The sequence below is a fragment of the Alistipes sp. genome (genome assembly GCF_048465575.1).
Classification (GTDB): Bacteria; Bacteroidota; Bacteroidia; order Bacteroidales; family Rikenellaceae; genus Alistipes.
On sequence record NZ_DBFWLG010000005.1, the window covers coordinates 1 to 17854 of the forward strand.

The 17854-nt window shown below is 54.1% G+C and carries 17 protein-coding genes; 10 read left to right on the top strand and 7 right to left on the bottom strand.

Annotation, left to right across the window (positions count from 1 at the left end; translation table 11 throughout):
- Window positions 1-158 precede the first annotated feature (158 nt).
- The 7 genes from ACMQ11_RS00800 to ACMQ11_RS00830 all read left to right on the top strand — a co-directional run bounded on the left by ACMQ11_RS00800 (window position 159) and on the right by ACMQ11_RS00830 (window position 3650).
- A complete protein-coding gene (locus ACMQ11_RS00800; protein WP_418990755.1) occupies window positions 159-656 on the top strand; it encodes a DNA N-6-adenine-methyltransferase in 498 nt (165 codons plus the stop codon).
- Window positions 656-1180 (top strand): hypothetical protein, encoded by a 525-nt coding sequence (locus ACMQ11_RS00805; RefSeq protein WP_418990756.1) that lies wholly within the window; start codon window positions 656-658, stop codon window positions 1178-1180. Before ACMQ11_RS00800 ends, ACMQ11_RS00805 begins: the two co-directional genes overlap by 1 nt.
- Before the next feature lie 70 nt (window positions 1181-1250).
- Entirely contained in the window at window positions 1251-1715 is a 465-nt protein-coding gene (locus tag ACMQ11_RS00810) for a hypothetical protein (RefSeq protein ID WP_418990757.1), read from the top strand.
- A gap of 31 nt (window positions 1716-1746) precedes the next feature.
- Window positions 1747-2358 (top strand): hypothetical protein, encoded by a 612-nt coding sequence (locus tag ACMQ11_RS00815; protein ID WP_418990758.1) that lies wholly within the window; start codon window positions 1747-1749, stop codon window positions 2356-2358.
- Between the two features lie 176 nt (window positions 2359-2534).
- Window positions 2535-3041, top strand: a complete 507-nt coding sequence (locus ACMQ11_RS00820) for a hypothetical protein (RefSeq protein WP_418990759.1) — start codon at window positions 2535-2537, stop codon at window positions 3039-3041.
- On the top strand, window positions 3038-3433 hold the full coding sequence (locus tag ACMQ11_RS00825) for a ribonuclease H (RefSeq protein WP_418990760.1): 396 nt from the start codon (window positions 3038-3040) through the stop codon (window positions 3431-3433). The genes ACMQ11_RS00820 and ACMQ11_RS00825 overlap by 4 nt, the downstream gene beginning before the upstream one ends.
- A gap of 13 nt (window positions 3434-3446) precedes the next feature.
- Window positions 3447-3650: a hypothetical protein gene (locus ACMQ11_RS00830; protein WP_418990761.1), complete on the top strand. Its 204-nt coding sequence runs from the start codon at window positions 3447-3449 to the stop codon at window positions 3648-3650.
- A gap of 308 nt (window positions 3651-3958) precedes the next feature.
- Here the strand turns inward: ACMQ11_RS00830 and ACMQ11_RS00835 are convergent, their stop codons facing one another.
- The 3 genes from ACMQ11_RS00835 to aspS form a co-directional block, all read right to left on the bottom strand.
- Window positions 3959-5074, bottom strand: coding sequence for a hypothetical protein (locus tag ACMQ11_RS00835; protein ID WP_418990762.1), 1116 nt, complete (start codon window positions 5072-5074; stop codon window positions 3959-3961).
- Window positions 5075-5674: a lanthionine synthetase LanC family protein gene (locus ACMQ11_RS00840; protein WP_418990763.1), complete on the bottom strand. Its 600-nt coding sequence runs from the start codon at window positions 5672-5674 to the stop codon at window positions 5075-5077. It abuts the gene before it with no gap.
- A 134-nt stretch (window positions 5675-5808) separates the two neighbouring features.
- Window positions 5809-7563, bottom strand: coding sequence for an aspartate--tRNA ligase (gene aspS, locus ACMQ11_RS00845; protein WP_418990764.1), 1755 nt, complete (start codon window positions 7561-7563; stop codon window positions 5809-5811).
- 173 nt (window positions 7564-7736) lie between these two features.
- Here aspS and ACMQ11_RS00850 point away from each other — a divergent pair, with 173 nt between their 5' ends.
- A complete protein-coding gene (locus tag ACMQ11_RS00850) occupies window positions 7737-8183 on the top strand; it encodes a nucleoside deaminase (RefSeq protein ID WP_418990765.1) in 447 nt (148 codons plus the stop codon).
- 95 nt (window positions 8184-8278) lie between these two features.
- Window positions 8279-9217 (top strand): tetratricopeptide repeat protein, encoded by a 939-nt coding sequence (locus ACMQ11_RS00855; RefSeq protein ID WP_418990766.1) that lies wholly within the window; start codon window positions 8279-8281, stop codon window positions 9215-9217.
- A gap of 446 nt (window positions 9218-9663) precedes the next feature.
- Here ACMQ11_RS00855 and ACMQ11_RS00860 read toward each other — a convergent pair whose 3' ends face one another.
- From ACMQ11_RS00860 to ACMQ11_RS00875, 4 genes are read right to left on the bottom strand one after another with little or no spacing between them, the layout of a single operon-like run.
- Complete coding sequence (locus ACMQ11_RS00860) at window positions 9664-11622, bottom strand: protein-disulfide reductase DsbD N-terminal domain-containing protein (protein WP_418990767.1); 1959 nt, start codon at window positions 11620-11622, stop codon at window positions 9664-9666.
- Between the two features lie 10 nt (window positions 11623-11632).
- Window positions 11633-13219 (bottom strand): RagB/SusD family nutrient uptake outer membrane protein, encoded by a 1587-nt coding sequence (locus tag ACMQ11_RS00865; RefSeq protein ID WP_418990768.1) that lies wholly within the window; start codon window positions 13217-13219, stop codon window positions 11633-11635.
- Between the two features lie 15 nt (window positions 13220-13234).
- Window positions 13235-15739, bottom strand: coding sequence for a hypothetical protein (locus ACMQ11_RS00870; RefSeq protein ID WP_418990769.1), 2505 nt, complete (start codon window positions 15737-15739; stop codon window positions 13235-13237).
- A gap of 31 nt (window positions 15740-15770) precedes the next feature.
- Window positions 15771-16487: a carboxypeptidase-like regulatory domain-containing protein gene (locus ACMQ11_RS00875; protein WP_418990770.1), complete on the bottom strand. Its 717-nt coding sequence runs from the start codon at window positions 16485-16487 to the stop codon at window positions 15771-15773.
- A 255-nt stretch (window positions 16488-16742) separates the two neighbouring features.
- Between ACMQ11_RS00875 and ACMQ11_RS00880 the strand changes: the two genes are divergently transcribed.
- Window positions 16743-17822 carry a redoxin domain-containing protein gene (locus tag ACMQ11_RS00880; protein ID WP_418990771.1) on the top strand — a complete coding sequence of 360 codons (1080 nt, stop codon included), beginning with the start codon at window positions 16743-16745 and terminating at the stop codon, window positions 17820-17822.
- Window positions 17823-17854: the final 32 nt, after the last annotated feature.

Sequence of the window (17854 nt, forward strand, 5' to 3'; positions counted from 1 at the left end):
ACGGTCGTATTTCTTATTGTCCATAATCAATTGCCGACCGTTTTATAGATCATCCAATCGGTACACAAAGATAAAGACCCGATGATCCTTGCACAAGATGCATTAGAACGGATATTTACACACCGGTATTGTTGCCGGCAATAATAAATTAGTGCTTTATGAACACAAGTTTCGAGAGGGTCAATAACACATCCGACGAATGGTACACGCCACCGACCATCTTTAAAAAACTCGGACACTTCGACCTCGATCCCTGCGCAGCATCCGAACCGCTATGGAAAATCGCCGACACGAATTACGCGGCCAGTGACGATGGGCTATCTAAACCGTGGCACGGACGTGTTTGGCTCAATCCCCCATACTCTCGTCCACTTCTTGAACGGTTCGTCGAGAAGCTGGCCGCCCACGGTAACGGCATTGCATTGCTGTTCAACCGATGCGACTGCAAACTTTTTCAGGACGTGATATTCACTAAAGCCGAGGGCATCCTTTTTATCAAAGGCAGAGTAAAGTTCTTCTCTCATGAAGGTAAACAGAACGGCCCGGCAGGATGCGGCAGCGTGCTGATCGCTTTCGGGAAAGACAATGCCGAGGCATTGCAGCATTCTGGCATCCCAGGAATGTATTTTACAATTCACAAAAAATCAAATACCTAATGAAAGTAGGAAAGTATGAATTTGCCTTGAAAGGCATCAAGCACTTTGCGGCCGGCTCGGAAGAAACAGAGTGTTTCGTTGCCAAACTTTATGTCAACGGGAAAAAGGTGGCCGATTGCCAAAACGATGGTCATGGTGGCATGACCATCGTTCGCTTCCATCAGGAGGCTTATAAACTCGGTGTAGAGATCGAGGCATTCCTGAAAACCCAGCCGAAAATCAAACCGGAAGGGTACGATTTCGAACTCGATCTCGACCTGGAATACATTGTCGATGACTTGCTCTACAAGCATCTTCAGAAGAAAGAACGCCAGAGGATGATGCGTAAATCTCTTCTCTTTAAGGATAAGGATGGAGGGTATTACCACATCTTATGGAAGAACAAGAAACTGACTATCGACACGTTGCTTAAAATACCCAAAGGCAGGGAGAAAATTAAGAAGGTCATTGCCGAAGAAACGACAAAAGGGGCTGTTCTGATAAACGAAAATATCCCGGCAGACCTTCTCCCTACCGACAAATAGCGGGCAATAAATCTATCTTCAGGCGGTGGTAATTACCACCGCTTTTTTCATTCATCAAAATCGCAAGATCATGGAAAAAGCAAAGAAGCCGAGAAAAAAACACGTATGGGATTCTATCCGGAAATTAACGCGCCAATATGAGGCGCAGGTAAAGGCTACTCACCGGCAAATCGACGAGTATGCCAAGAAGGGGCGAATCGGTCACGTCACAACGCCTAACTATGTGATAGAGGTAATCTCTCCGTTGTCTAAGGCTCTGGGCGAGCAACTGCCTCACCTGAACATTACGGTAAGCGAAAAAGTGGAGCTGACAGACGGTAAGGTCGGGTACTTCAGAGTATCCACCGGTGAACGAGTTCTCGGAGGATTTTCTTATCCGGGGCCGGGCGTCAGCCAGATAAATTTTACAATATTCGCCCATGACAAACCTTGGGGTAAGGCACTCAATATTACGAAGATGTCGCAACTGGTAAAGATTATTACCGAACTGGTCGAGTTTCTTGGCCCCGACAATGCAAATGGCAATGACAAATGAATTCACAGAAATAAAAAGGCAATACAGGATAATGGCCTTGCTTGCGATATGGCCGTGGCTGGCTGTTATCCTGTGTGCCGTTATCTGGATTTTCGTCGAAATTTTCTCGCCCCGCATTGATCCTATCGACAACCAGGCTACCCGCAGCAGGGAATTGGTCAGGCAGTTATTTGTGGTGGATGATAAACGAAACGGCTTCCGGGTGCGGTATATTACCAAAGAACCGGTAACCAAAGAGCGTTTGGACGAAATTCAGCGACGCACCTCTGTCCGGGATTCTATGGAAAGACTCAGAACAAAGGCGCCGAAGGTATTTGGCAATATGCTTCTAACGGACATTTACGACTTCGCGGGCTTTGCCGTTCAATTCGACCCGGCTGATATTCGGATTCACAACATCTTCGTCTGTGGACCGGACAAGGAAAAACTCTATATCGGGGAGAATCCACGTATCGAAAATTGGGCCAAATGGATTCATCCCGAATCGCTTCAGGGATTGCTCTACCTCACAAGTGAAGATATTTACTGTAATACTGCCAGATGGGGTAAAGTGTATAGGTATCACGAATGCAGGGGTAACAACCAAATCTCTGTAACTGACGAACATTTCAGCCATTTTTCAGAGGAAGAAAGAATATACTAACTTTTATAAAACATTGTCAATATAAGTAAGATACGGCTGAAAAATGTTCGCTGAAAACTTGTTTCATCATTTCCAATACGGTATATTTGCATTCGGCCATGGCCCATGTAAATTGAAACCGGAACAGATTATTTATTTGATTTAACCAGATTGGGATATGCAGATGTACAAGTAAAATGGCAATAGAAAAGACACGGCTGAAGTTCGTGCAATCCCCCGAATCGGGAGAAATGATCGCATTCGTTACAAAGAGTTCAACCACCCGGCAACTCAGAGGGGTTGATGAGAACAGTGAGAGCCCCAAAAAAATATGTGTTCTTTCGGAGGATTTGAAAGGGCTCGTACTGCCAAACGTGGCTTATGAGGCGGACTTAAAACCGATGAGAAAAGGAAACGGCTATGTGGTCGTGTCCATTTCATTACTGAAATTTAACGCGGAGTTTGAAACAATCATCATTCCGAAGGCGGTTTATCAGATTCGTATTACTTTCGGACATAAGGTTCTCTACTTCGATCCCAAAGATGGTAATTCCCCATGGAGTAGAACCATAAAGGGGGTGGAACGTGCGATTCGGGAGCGTAAAGACCTTGCAGATACGGAAGAGGTAATCGAAAGGTTCAGGGAATACGCAAACGACCTTCTCGACAAATATGAAAAGGACGGTTATCTGGTTAAAAGATGAACCGTCCGTCGCAGGGAATCGCTACGGACGCATCCCATTCCACAAAAAACGCATTGACCCAATATAGGGGCATTGACCTGCGTACAGGTATCGAAGTCTTTAACGAAGATTTGGGGAACCAGACCGTAAACGTGGGTGAATTCCTGGGGGTAGTCGCTGCTGCGAAATACATCATCGGGCACGACTACGCCCCAAGGATCATCTATACCGACAGCCTTACGGCTATCGTTTGGTTCAATCAGAAACGCACGGCATCCAAAAGAAAATTACCGGCCATGTTCAAGGCCGAGGTATTCCTGCAAACAATGTCGGTGGAGATCGACAGCATCGAGGTCGTTCATTGGGACAATGACAAGTGGGGTGAAATCCCTGCTGATTATGGGTTAAAATAGCATTTCCGAAACAATGGCAAAGAAAATTAGTGATTCTACTAAATATGTGACTCTCGTTGAGAAAGATTATCTTACCCTCCTACAAGATCACCTCATGTTGAGAGCGCTCAAGATTGCCGGTATCGAAAGCCATCCTGCTTACAAAGCAGTTCAAAGTATTTTAAAGGATGGTCATGTTGAAACCCATATTCATCCGATTGACAAACAATACAGATAGAAAAGTAAATTAAGGTCTGTACTCTTTGCTATGAAAGGTCTTTTTGAAGGCTCGGAGCTTGATGCTTCGAGTCTTTTCTTTGTTATGTAGAGTTGAAAATGTTGAGGATAATGCGCTGATGAATTATCATCATAAAATGTTAAAAAGCACCAACTGTTAGTGATTTAAAAATAATAGTGCTATCTTTATGGAGCAGAAATGTTACAATGGATATTTAGAATTTCCATGTATAGTTGAGTGCTGTTTCTGTGAATTTGCGTTCTTGCATTAAGTTGATATTCAATTAGATGCGGAATGTTTCCATAGCTTTATATATCTTCGTATTTACCCATACGTATCATTCCGGATAGCAATGTGTCTCTTCGAACCCCATTGCGAAAATAGCTCACACGACACTGCCTGTTTGTTTTGGAGCGCAAAATAATGTCTGTGGCAGCAGCAAGAATGTCATTATAATTTGAACACGGGACAAACTCCCTAACCTGTGATAAATAATAATCAACCGGACGCCCATTTACTGCGATAATCTCATCGCCGACCTCGAATGCTGCCTGCCGATCATAATTAATCGGAACGGTATCGGGCGTTATTACGATCAGGCGATCTTCGATAAATCCGACATTAAGTGGTACTCTCCATACACCGAAAAGTTCGACGCAATTCCATTGTGCATGATTGTCATTTATTTCTGCTATCATACGCCACGCTTCTTTACGATAGTCTCCGTCAATGGGGCACACCATACGAGCGATATATTCTGGTAACACCTCATTCCAATCCTTGTTGGTCAGATACTTTGTCGGGAAAAAATATTCGACCATATTCCAAAATCGGAAAACAGACAACAATCTATAGCCATAATCCGGATCAGTAAGTTCAGCATACGGCTTTTCATTGTCGAAACAGGCGTTACCTATGAGGTGTTTACCAGAATTTAACCTCATTTCTACTGAAGAAACATAGAAATTCTTTCTTCGATCAGCTACGCGCAACCGTAGTAACCGGTCAGATAATTCTGTGCCGAGTTGTGCTGTATCACGTATCCACCCGACATCCGTTCGGTAATCTGGCAATGAATCGAAAGTTAGTATTGAATCGCACTTTTTCTGCACAATCTTAAATTTTCCGAACCCATCGATCCACGAAACAAGAATTCGGTTGCGCTCGGCAGGTTCGGCATCGGCAACCTGTGGTAGCAACTCAAAAAGTTCGTAATCGAGGTTGTATTTATCGCCTGCAAATGCAGGATGGTGGTATTTGACAAAACCCCATACCCGTCCAAGAACAGTAAGATTTTCGAGCATTTCACTGTCGCATACTGTTTGATCGTAACCGGATGAGGACGTAAAATCGGCGTATTGCTTTTTACATCCAGTTTCGAAAATGCTTCCTAAAAGTATTATAAAGAGTATAATTGATTTCATTCAGTTAAGCATGAAAAAGTTCATCCATTTCGAAATATCAGCTTCAAACAAAACAGTTAGCAACATCAGACCGATACCGGAAACGCCTTCGAGAAATCCGTATTCATTTACATAACTCTCTTTTTCACCATTCCAAGCACAGTAGCCAGCTAACCCAATATTTTCACTACCCATTTTTAGTGTACAGTTAAGCCAAAAATCTCGTGTATCTTTAAATAATTCATTTTCTGTTTGGATGTATAGATAATGATACATCATAGAGATGCTGGTAGTTCCATGACATAAGCCGCAGTCTAAGATCCCGCAATTACTAAAATGTCGTCTTTGTGATGAATAACTAAAGACCTGAATCGCTTTATTCTGCCAATACAGATTTTGTAGCTGTTTCCCAGCTTGCCATAAGGCGGTTGAGATTCCCAAATCTCCGTAGCACCAGCCCATGCGACTTGGGTATGATCTTTTTTCCTCTATATTTTCATTAGATTGGCTCGGAAAAAAACACCCATTATCTCGTGGATCTATTTCTTGAGACAGAATATAATTGCATGCACTTGTAATTATTCGATCTCTTGTTTCCTTATTTATTCCTTTTTCGTTCAAACAGCTCAAAATATAATTTTATGAAGATAAAATCAATTCCGATTTATTCGAGAATGAACAAATGCAGGAGATTTAGTATGTTTTTTTGATAAAAATCAAGAGGGGAGAAACAACGTTTCTCCCCTCTTTTTTAATTACTCCTCCGACTTCTTCAATTCCAAGCACAACTCGTCCAGCTGCGCCTGGTCCACTGCGCCGGGGGCATCGAGCATCGTATCGCGGCCCGCGTTGTTCTTGGGGAACGCGATGTAGTCGCGGATCGACTCCGAACCGCCGAAGAGCGAGCACAGGCGGTCGAAACCGAATGCCAGGCCACCGTGGGGAGGTGCACCGTATTTGAACGCATCCATCAGGAAGCCGAAGCGCTTCTGCGCCTCCTCCTCGGTGAAGCCCAGGCACTTGAAGATCAGGGCCTGCAACGCCGAGTCGTGGATACGGATCGAGCCGCCGCCGACCTCCGTGCCGTTGCAGACGAAATCGTAGGCGTTGGCCCGCACGCGACCCGGGTCGCTTTCGAGATAGGGCACGTCTTCCAACTTGGGAGAGGTGAAAGGGTGGTGCATGGCGTAGTAGCGTTGGGTCTCGTCGTCCCACTCGAACATCGGAAAATCGACGACCCACAACGGGGCGAACTTTTTCGGATCGCGCAGGCCGATCTGCTGGGCCACCTCGAGTCGGAGGGCGCAAAGCTGCGAGAGGGTCTTGAATTTTTTGCCCGAGAGAATAAGGGCCAGATCACCCGCCTTGGCGCCGCAGCGTTCGGCCATCGCGCGCACCTCTTCGGGCGAGTAGAACTTGTCGACCGAAGATTTGACTCCGCCCTCCTCGATGCGAATCCAGACGAGCCCCTTGGCGCCGATCTGCTGGCGCTTGACGAACTCCGTCAGCGCGTCGATCTGCTTGCGCGTGTAGGCGGCGCAGCCCGGGGCGGCGAATCCGACGATGTACTCGGCATCGTCGAAGACCGAAAAGCCGTGCCCTTTGGCAAGGACCGTGAGGTCGGCGAACTCCATGCCGAACCGCAGGTCGGGCTTGTCCGAACCGTATTTCTCCATCGCCTCGATCCACGGCATGCGGCGCAGCGGCTCGGTCAGCTCGATCCCCATCACGTGGCGGAACATGTGCTTGGCCCAGCGTTCGAAGATTTCGAGCACGTCCTCCTGCTCGACGAACGACATTTCGCAGTCGATCTGTGTGAATTCGGGCTGTCGGTCGGCCCTCAGGTCCTCGTCGCGGAAGCAGCGCACGATCTGGAAATACTTGTCGTAGCCGGCCACCATCAAGAGCTGCTTCAAGGTCTGCGGCGACTGCGGCAGGGCGTAGAACTGGTTGGGGTTCATGCGGCTGGGGACCACGAAATCGCGGGCGCCCTCGGGCGTGGAGTTGACCAGATAGGGGGTCTCGATCTCGAGGAAACCCTCGCTGTCGAGGAAGCGGCGAATCTCCTGCGCCATCTTGTGCCGCAGGATCAGGTTGCGCTGCAACGGCGGACGCCTCAGGTCAAGGTAGCGGTATTTCATCCGCAGGTCGTCGCCGCCGTCCGAGGTCTCCTCGATGGTGAACGGCGGCACCTCGGCCCGGTGCAGGACGACGACCTTTTCGGCCGCCACCTCGATGTCGCCCGTGGCCATCTTCGGGTTTTTCGACTCGCGTTCGATGACGCGGCCCACGACTTGCACGACCCACTCGCGGCCCAATTTTTGGGCGACTTCGCGGGCTTCGGCGGGCGAATGCTCCTCGACGACGACCTGCGTGAGGCCGTAACGGTCCCTCAGGTCGATGAAGGTCATGGCGCCCAGATTCCTCACTTTCTGCACCCATCCTGCCAGGGTGACGGTTTCGTTCACGTTTCCGGCCCGCAGCGAGCCGCACGTATGGGTTCTGTACATAGGTATATTCTTTTGTTTAGTTCTTGCAACTCGCAAAGTTAGCAAAAGAGCCGTTAAAATTGACAGATCGGGAATTAAAAATTTGCTTTCCTGAAATCGGTCGTGTCATCTGTACGGTTTTTCGCTTGCCGGAACTGAGAAAAATCCCTACTTTTGCCGAAAATCGACCCGAAATGACACAGCACGAAACCGATGAAAAATTCATGCGCCTGGCACTAAACGAGGCGCGCAAAGCGTTTGAAGAGCAGGAGGTGCCCATCGGGGCGGTCGTTGTGGCAGACGGGGCCGTGATCGGCCGGGGGCACAACCTCGTGGAGACGCTCTCCGATCCGACGGCCCATGCCGAGATGCAGGCCCTCACGGCCGCTGCCGCAACGTTGGGAGGTAAATATTTGCAGAACTGTACGTTGTATGTGACGGTCGAGCCGTGTATCATGTGTGCCGGGGCGATCGGCTGGGCGCAGGTCGCCCGCGTGGTCTGGGGAGCCGACGATCCCAAAAAAGGCTACAGACGCTATTCCGAGCAGGTTTTCCATCCCAAAACGACTACGACGGCCGGTGTGCTCGCTGCGGAGTGCGAGCAGTTGATGGACCGGTTTTTTGCGGGGTTGCGCAAATAGATTTGAAAAAAAGAAAAATTTACGTACTTTTGCATCCAACGCACCCCGCGAAGCAGGGTGTACGAACTGAAAAACTTAAAAAACGAATAGGGAAAATGAAAAAGTTATTTGTATCCGTAATTGCGCTTTTTGCGGCGGTGACGCTCTCGGCGCAGGAGGTTTCGACGCTCTACAACGAAGCTGCGGCGGCTTACGGCGCCAAGAATTTCGCCGAGGCGGCCGCCAAGTTCGAGCAGGTCATCGAGCAGGGTATGGACCAGGAGGATGCCGCTTCGCTGGTGGCTACGGCCAAGTCGACCCTCCCCAAGTGCTACTACATGATGGGTGGACGTGCTTTCCAGGCAGGTAAGTTTGACGAGGCGCAGACCAATTTCACCAAGTCGGCCGAACTGGCCGAACTCTACGGCGACATGCAGCAGATGGCCAAGGCCAACAACTGGGTCGCCAAGCTCTACCAGAAGCAGGGCGGCGACGCTTTCAACAGCAAGGACTACGCCACGGCTGCCGAAATCTTCCAGAAAGGGTATAACGCCGACCCCGACAACACGTCGATGGCGCTCAACCTGGCTATGAGCTACTGCGAATTGGGCGAGTACGAGAAAGGGATGGATATTTACGAGGCCATTGCCGCCAAAACTCATCCTAAATATGCGGAGGACGCTGCCAAAGCCAAGGAGATGATGGCGCTCTACACCAACAACAAGGTCGCTACGATGCAGGCCGCCAACGATTTCGACGGCATCATCGCCATGGCCGACGTGCAGCTTGCGAAGAATCCCGAGAGCGCGCTGTTCCAGAACGTCCGCTTGCAGGCTTACGCCAACAAGAAAGACTACGCCAAGGTGATCGAACTGGGCGAAGCCGCTGCCGCCGTGCAGACCGACCCCGAGGACAAGAGCCTGATGTACTACCTGCTGGGCGCCGCCTACAATGCCCGGGAGATGAAGCCGCAGGCCATCGCCGCATTCCAGAAAGTGACGGCAGGTCCCGCCGCCGAGAACGCCAAGGCTGCCCTTGCGGAGTTGAACAAATAGTTGCAGCGGTCGCTGGACCGCCATGCAGGAGCCGGCTCATCGAGCCGGCTTTTTTCTTGGCTATTTGAGGGCGAAAAAAATTGAAAGGTGATAATACCACCCCCAAGCAGCGTCGAGGGGCTATGTCATTCCGTCCGAGCGAATGCGAGGAATCTTCTGCTTCAGTTCGCTTCCGGCCACGTGCCGGAAGCGGCAGTCCGCAGCCACCCCGGGCGGAGGACTGCATCGTTCCGATTTGTCCCCCGCTGGCTGCGAACTGCTGCAACCGAATTTGACAAGAGGTCAAATAATCGCTACTCGTCTTTGCGACCCCTTGACAAAATTCGGGGATCGAGGTCAGTCTCTGCCAGCACTCAAATTGCAAATTTACCGGTCTGACATACTGCCTACGAAAAACCGGGAACCCTCATCGGGGTCCCCGGTTCTAAAGACCATAAAAACGATTGCTATCCGATCCGGAACGTGAATTCGCGGCTCTGGGGCGGCATGCAGACGTGGTCGTCGCAGCACTGCCACTTGACGGTGCAGGTAGCCGTTCCGGAACCGGAGCCCTTGAGCGGCACGAAGAACGTGACCTCGTTCTCGTAGACGGTCGTGCCGGCCGTGCCGAATTTCCGGGGTGCCGGGGCGATCAGCTCGCCCGCGCTCCATCCTGCGGGAAGCGACGTCTCGACCGAAACGGGCACATAGGAGTCCGATGCGGCCACCTCGCGGTAGATGTGGAATCCCGGGTGGATGCGCATGCGGATTTCGATCTTGCGCTCCTCGCCCGTGCCCGTCAGCCGGGCTGCTGCGCGGACCGGTTCGGCCTGGCTCGTGGCGCCCAACTGCGCCTGCTGCTTCTCGGTTGCGGCGGCCTCGTCCGTAGTCGCTTCGACGGTCAGTTTCTCGCGGGCGTGGTAGTCGTTGCCCGGCAGCGTCGCAGGGCCGTCGACAAGGAAATACCAGCCGCCCGCCTCGGTGAAGAAGAGTTTGTCGCCGTAGGTGTCGTACCACTTGCGCCATTCGGCAGGCTCGGTAAAGGTGCAGAGCGTATAGCGTTCCAGCACACGCCGCGCACGGTCGGTCTCCTCGCCCTTTTCGAGGCACGCGATGGCCTTGTCGAGCAGCCGCTTGTCGTTGTTCGGAATGCCCCAGGCCTTGCAATCCTCATCCACGACCATCGAGTACATGCCTTCGCCGCCGTAAAAATAGTCGCGGTTCTCGTTGTAGTAAGCGGGGTAGGCCGCAAGGTCTTCACCCAGAATGGCATAGGCTTCTTTCTGATAGCGCTTGAGGTATTCGGCCAGCGTCATCGGACGCTGGGGCTTGAACTTCAGGTAATAGCTCTCCTCTTCGGAGAGTTTCTCGCCCCGGGCTTTTTTGGCGCGGGCCTCGGCCTGCTTCTTGAGCCCCTCGCGGTTCGACTCCTCGGTCCAGCCCACGCGCTCCTCGTAGGGCTCTATGCGGGCCAGGTCGATCAGCTCCTTGAGGTATTCGCGCGTGGCGATGCGGTCGTTGAACTTGCGGGCCAGCATCCCCTTTCCCTTGAACTGTGCGATGTAGCAGATGGCGTTGGCGAAGACCGCCTTGGCCTCGTCGGTCATGTAGGCGGGCGAGGCGGCGAAACCCCAGGTGAGGAAATTACCGTGGCGGCCGATTGCCACCGCGTCGAGCGTCTTGGCACAGACGCCGCTCGAAATGTACTCGGCGTCGGGCGAATCGGTGTAGCCCCACGGGCGCGAGACCATGCCGATGGGGAATCCCGGGTCGGTCTTGTAACCTTTCGTCTGGACGCGCCACATGGGAAGCGAGTCGGGCATCTCACCGTCGTAATAGTAATCGTAGTGGAAAGCGTCCTCGGGCGTGGGGCAGGTCTCGAACGTCAAGGTTGTTTCGAAAGGACCCTGGAAAATCGGGTGATCTTCCACCAAATGGTGCGCCTGGGCGTCGAGACAGAGGCAGTACCAGTCGTTCTTCGAACCGATGGCGCGGCCCACGTCCTCGCCCACCGAGCCGATTGTGACGGCTGCGGCCGAGAAATCCTCGGGCAGCAGTTGCGCGCGGACGTAGCGGGTGATCTCACCCTTGTCGTTGCGCTCCATGATCTGGGGCCGGATGGCCGGCACGCGGCCGTCGAAGACGGTTACGTCGTAGTGGTCCGACATCTCAGGCGTATACTCCTTGCCGCGGACGACCGCCACCGAGTCGAAGCGCTCGCGCAGCAGCTCCTCGAAAGCAGCAATACGGTCCTGAACGGAGGCTTCGTGCTCCTCGGGAGAGAGTTTGCGGGTATAGGATTGGGTGTCCGCATTGCCGCCCACGTAGAGAACCTTGAGGTCGGCCTTGCCGTCGGCATTCAGCCGGCCGGATGACGAGCATCCGGCCAGCAGAAAGCAGCACAGCGCAAAAATCAGATTTTTCATGCGCAGGGAATTAGTAGGTGTTCTGTTGGAGTTGTCCCTTGGCCTTTTCGAGCTCGGTCCGCGGAAGCGGCACGGCGTAGAGCCGCGAACCGGGTTCGAGCGTGTAGGTCTTCACCGGGTCGTTGGTGAGCACCGTGTTCTTGTTGAACGGATAGAACGTGCGCGTGACGGTGATGTCGTCCGACGGGTCGTCGTTGGCATTCAGACGCTTCATGTCGTACCAGCGGATCGAGAAAGGCATCTCGCGTCGGCGCTCCTGCAAAATCTTCTTGATCGCGTCGGCTTTGTCCGTAGCCGTCAGCGGGGTGTAGGCCGCCGTGGCGATGCGTGCCCGGCGCAGCGGGTCGAGGGTGTTCATGGCCGCGGTATGGTCGCCCTGGCGCGCCTGCACCTCGGCCTTGATCAGGATCATCTCGCCCACGGTCAGTCCCGCAATAATGTCCGATTCGTAGAACACCTTGTAGACCGGGTAGCGGAAAGCGGGTTTGCCGTCCAGCGATCCGTCGTAGTAGCCGCGCAGGACGGTGGCGTCCTCCAGCATGAAATACTTGTAGCGCAGGTCGTTCTGCGGATCGCCGTCCTTGATGTCGGTCTTGTAGGTATCCAACAAACCGGGCGAGGGAATCAAGTCCCACGAGGGGTAACCCGTGGTCCGGGCATAGAGCACATCCTCCCATTCGAAGAGGTTAAGTTCGGTGTCCGACTGGGTGTAGGTGTAGGGATACCAGATATTCAGTTCCTCCTTGGTATTGCCGGGACCGAGGTTCTCGGCCGTGTTGATCGTCTTCTGCATCGGCCGTTCGTAGTGGCGCATTTGGGTCGGATCGTTGAAATCTTTCAGCGTGCTGTACTCCTTGAGGGCGGCGTCGGCATGGTCGTAAGCGCTTTTGAGGTCGCCGCGGTAGAGGTAATAGTGGGCCGCGAAAGCGTGGACGGCCGCCGTGGTAGCGCGCCAGTTGCGGCGTTTGCCGTTGGAGACGTAGGGCGCGGTGATCTTGAGCGCCTCCTGCAGGTCGGCATCGATAAAGGCCCAACTGTCGGCGAGCGAAGCGCGGGCGATCGACTCCTCGAACGAGATGGTGCGCTTGAGCGAGAGTCCCAGCTCATTGCCGTTTGAACCGTCGTAATAGGGCGTGTAAACCAGGGCGATTTCGAACATTGAGTAGGCCCTCAGAAAGTGCGCTTCGGCCTTGAGGTTGGCCTTGTAGGCGGCATCGCCCGATACTTCGTCGATGTAGTGCAGCACCAGGTTGGCGTAGTAAATCTTGGTGTAGTTCTTCTGCCAGGTTTCGCTGCGGCCGTTTTCGTTTTCGGTGCTCCACAGAATCCGGTCCAGCGAGATGATGCCCCACGAAGCGGCTTTGTTGTCCTGAAACTCGGGTGCGATGTGGAAATCGTCGGTGCCCAGCAGGGCCGTCTTCTCGCCGTCGTCCATGAACTGGTAATAATATCCCAGGATCGCATCCAGCTGGTCGGCCGTGCGGAACGTCTTTTTGGTGCTCTTCGAGGGGTCCTCGTCCAGCCACTCGTCGCAGGCGACGAACGCCGAGGCCATGAGGAGGAGCAGTGCGGAAAGCGCTATGTTTTTCAATTTCATAATGTGCTGCGTTTTTTAGAATTTACACTTGATACCTACCGTGTAGGAGGGTTGCAGGCGGAGCGAACCCTTTCTGAACTCCGGGTCCTCGTTCTCCTTGTTGAAATAGATCGAGAAGGGGTTGTTGCACTGCAAGTAGACCTGGAGCGAACGCAGTCCGATCTTTCGGACGGCCTTCATCGGCACGTTGTAGGAGACGTTCAGCTCTTGCAGGCGGATGTGTCCGGCATTCTCCACGAGGTAGTCCATGTAGGGGAAGAATCGATCCCAGAAATAGAGCCGGTCGTCGTTCTCCTTGGTCGGCATGGGGACGATCTTCTCCGGATCGCCGTTGATTACCTCGCGGTATTTTTCGTTGGGCAGCATACGCCCCTGGATCGAGGGGTAGTTGAAGCTCTGCCCCTTGAAGACGTGGCCGAACTTGCCGGTCAGGATCAGCGAAATGTCGAAATCGTAGACCTTGAACGCGGTGGTGAAAGCCATCTGCCACGGAGCGATCAGCGTACCCATATCGTAGGCATTGTCCAGCGGGTCTCCCGTGTTCCATCTCTGGAACGTCTCCCTGAGACCGCTCTTGTGCAGGATCGTGGGCTGCCAGTCGGGCGACGACTCCGTACCGACGTTCATCATGCCGCCGTACTTGTACATCCAGAGGGTGGTCATGTTGTAGCCCTCCATCCACCTCTGGTCGGGGTAACGGTCGGTATCGTAAACCAGGGTGGATGCCGAGGTGGGTTTCTGCTGGAGTTTGAGGATGCGGTTCTTGTTGTAGGAGAGCATGAGGGTTCCGGTCCAGCTCACGTTGCGAGAGATGCGCAGCGCCGAGCCGACCTCGAACTCGACACCCTTGTTGACCAGTTCGGCGTTGTTGAGTTTCATCGACGAGGAGCCCTGCGTCTGGGGCAGCGTCACCTTGGCGATCAAGTCTTCGGAGTGCTTCTTGTAGACGTCGATCTTACCGAACAGCTTGCCGCGGAAGAGGTTGAAATCCATGCCGATGTCCCACGTTCCGGTCTTCTCCCAGCGCAGCGTCGGGTTGCCGAAGCTCGAAAGATTGCCGTACGGTTCGTTTGTGATGATGTCGTTCGAGGCGCCCACGTTGACCAGCGGCTTGAACGAGGTCGACTTGTCCACGTTGCCGTTGTAGCCGAACGTAGCGCGCAGGCTCAGCGAGTTGACCCAGTCGACATTCTGCATGAACAACTCGTTGCCGATCTGCCAGCTGCCGCCGACCGACCAGAACGGGGCGTAACGATATTTCGGATCGTCTGTGATGAGGTTCGAAGCGTCGGTACGGATGCTGCCCGAGACGGTGTAGCGGTCGTCGTAGGTATACGAAAGGTTGCCGAATGCCGAGAAATAGCGGTCGGTTTCGTATTTGAAACTGTTCAGGTATTCGATGTTCAGATTCGAGCCTTGCCAGTTGGTCAGCTTATAGATTCCCGAACCGCCCGGGCCGTTCGGAAGACGCCCGACGCTCAGCGTCTTGTCGTCGTAGCCGTAGGTGCGCGGATAGACGAACTGCTGGTAGCGGCGGTCGATGGTCTCCAGACCGGCCACGAACGCGATGGCGTGCTTCTCGGCAAAAGTATGGTTGAAATTGAGCTGGTTACGGATGGTCACAACGTCGTAGCGCTCGCGCTGCTGGTCGAGGAAGCCGCCCGCGGGAAGGTTGGGCGTCACCTCTTGGGTCTTCTTGTCCCAGGTCGCGGCCTGGTTGACCGTGTTGCGGACCGTGTAGGTGTTCTCGTTGTAATATTTGCGGGCTTGGCGGTCGATCATCTCGTACTGCACGCGCGAGTCGATCGTAAGGCCGTCCCAAATCTTGAACGTCAGACCGGCCTGGATGCGGGCCGTGGCCGTGGTGGTGAGGAATTCGCGGTTGTCCTGTTCCTCGATGGGGTTGTAGCTCCAGTCCTCGTAGGGGAATTTGCCCTTGGGGACATGGCGATCCACGTAGGCGAGGCTGACCTGGTTCATGTAGCGGTTCAGCTGGCCGTTTTCGTCCACGAGCATCTCGTAGGGCGAAAGGCCGGGAATGCCGTAGCCGCTGGTCTCCGCTTTATTATAGGTATAAGAACCGTTGAAATTGAAATCGAGCCATTTGAACATATGGGTCCGGTTGCGGAAATTCACCATATATTTGTTGGCGTCGTTGTGTTTGTAGTGCTGGCGGTCGTTCTGGTAGAGGGCCGAGAGGGTGTTGTAGGAACGGTCGGTGGCGATGTTGATGGCCAGGTTCTCCTGGTGGACGATGGGGTTCTGGAGGAGGTATTTCTTGATCTGGCCCTTGTTGTTCAGTCCGCGGAGCTTGTCGATCTCGGCGTTCATCTGCTCCTTGGAGATATGTCCCAGCCGGTTTTCGTTCAAAAGGTTGTAGACCGTGCTCATGCCGCCGGCATACTGGCTCTCCTCGTGGGAGTCGCTCCAGACGGACCAGTCGAATTTGCCCCAGTTGTTGACCTCGTAGTCGATTACGTCGTTGGTGGAGGCGTAGGGCAGCAGGTAGTCAAGGTCCATTTTGGGCGAGACCTTGAAGAAGCCCGAGTAGTCAACCGTTACGGTCGCATTTCCCCCCCCCCTCGCGCTGGGCGTTCTTGGTGGTAATGACGATCACGCCGTTGGCCGACTTGGCGCCCCAGATCGAAGCGGCGGCGGCATCTTTCAGAATCGAGACGCTGGCCACGTCGTTGGGGTTGATCGACTCGAAACCGCCCTCGATGGCGAAGCCGTCCACGACCAGCAGCGGCTGCGTGGCCTTGGTCGAAAGGCTCGAACGTCCGCGGATCTCGAAGATCGGATTGCCGTAGGCATCCTGCGTGGCCGCGATACCGGCCGCCGCGCCGACCAGGCGGCTGGCGATGTTGCCGGTAGGCTTCTCGATCTGGTCCTTGCCCACGATGTCGAACGCACCGGTGGCCCGCTCCTTGGAGATGGTCTGGTAACCCGTCACGACCACGTCGTCGAGGTACTCGACGGCTTCGGGCATCTCGACGTCGATGACCGTCTTGGGCCCGATCTTGACCTCCTGCGGCTCATAGCCGAGGCACTGGAAGAGGAGCACCTGGTTGTTGGCGCCCTGGATGCGGTAATTGCCCTTGGCGTCCGTCGTCGCGCCGTGCGTGGCGCCGCGGACCGTCACCGTGGCGCCGACGACGGGCGCTCCGGCATTGTCGGTGACCTGACCTGTGATCCATTTGTTCTGCGCCAGTGCGGGCAGCGACGAAATGCACAGTGCAAGCACCGTGAAAAGAAAGAGTTTCTTCATACGTGATTTGAATTGATTGCGTTGGTTCTTGTTCTGTTTTGCAAGCCTACCCTTTTTCAAGGGCGGAGAGCCGGCGTTCGGCACGGAACGGCGGGTCCCCATTTTCGGTAAGCGGGATGAAAAATGTATAAATTCTGTGTTTGTTGTTCTAATTTGCCGAAATATATGTATATTTATCGAAATTTTCAAGCGTTTTGATAAACTTTGTTTAAACAATTCTTCCAACTTACAATCCGTAACTAAAATCGTGAAAAAATGAAAAGATTTACGCTACTCGCCGCCGTTGCGGCCATGATGTGCGCTTGTTGCGGCAGCGCCGAGAAGTACACGCTGACCGGTACGGTCGACACGCTCTACAACGGGGGCACGGCCTACCTGACGATCGGGGAGGCGAAAGACAGCACGACGATCGAAAACGGCGCTTTCCGTTTCGAGGGCCGCATCGACACGCCCGTCATGGCCCGCGTGATGGTCCAGCAAGGGAAGCAGCGCAACGGGGGCCAGGTGCTCCTCGAAGCGGGCGCTCCGCGCATCGAGCTGGGCGAGGAGTCGTACAGCGTCTCGGGAACCCCGCTCAACGAAACCCTCGAAGCCTACAACAAACAGATGGACGCCCTCTACAAGGACTACATGGAGGGCTACCGGACCGTTCGTTCCAATGAGGAGCTGACCGAAGAGCAGGCCCGCGCCCAGATGGAGATCTACCGCGACGCCTACGGCAAGGGGAGCGACGAGGTGAACCGCGCTTTCTTCGACGCCAACAAGGACAATACGCTCGGCTCGCTGGCCGTGATGCGGCTGGCCGAAAACAAGGAGCAGTTCGACTCGCTCTACAACGCCGGCGGCGAACTGCTGCGCCGCAGCCCCTACATGGTCCGCGAAAAGGCGCGCTACGAGATGCTCGGCAAGACCGCTGCGGGCCAGATGTTCACCGATTTCACGATCGAGAACGGCGCGGCGGACGGTTCGGCGGTTTCGCTGTCGGACTATGTGGGCAAAGGCAAGTACGTGCTGGTCGATTTCTGGGCTTCGTGGTGCGGCCCCTGCCGGGGCGAGCTGCCCAACCTCAAGGAGGTCTACAAGAAATACGGGGGCGACCGCTTCGAGATCGTCGGCGTCGCCGTGTGGGACAAGCGCGCCGACACCGAAAAGGCGGTGGCCGAAGAGGAGCTGCCTTGGCCGGTGATCTACGACGCGCAGAAGATTCCCACCGACATCTACGGCATCGACGGCATTCCGCAGATCATCCTGTTCGGTCCCGACGGCGTGATCGTGGCCCGCGACCTGCGCGGCGAGAAAGTCGGCGAGAAGATCGCCGAGTGCCTGAACCGATAATCCGGGCGGCGCTGCCGCGAAAAGGCAAAGGC